Source organism: Vibrio sp. A37 (genome assembly GCF_059777565.1).
The window spans coordinates 1-215 of record NZ_JBLNLI010000112.1 but is presented as its reverse complement, the minus strand read 5'-3'; the positions used below and the strand labels follow the sequence as shown (position 1 = coordinate 215).

At 44.2% G+C, this 215-nt stretch carries 1 pseudogene; it reads right to left on the bottom strand.

Going from position 1 to position 215, the window contains the following annotated elements:
* Positions 1-215 (bottom strand): annotated as a pseudogene (locus tag ACM2FC_RS23730) (succinate dehydrogenase/fumarate reductase flavoprotein subunit); the annotation flags it as partial.

Sequence of the window (215 nt, the reverse complement as noted above, 5' to 3'; positions counted from 1 at the left end):
AAGTCTTTTTGACGATAAATACCGCATCCTGCTTCCATTGTTTTACCCATTTCAGTACGGATGTCGGACCAATTTTCTTCGCCCTCTTGGTTTCTTAGCGCATCAATTCGCTTCTCGACGTCTTTTACTTGCTTCTCAATGGAAGCATTATCCCATTCAATAAACTCTTCGACTCTCTTAACGGCGTTTTCCCCCGCGACACGACCAAATACCAC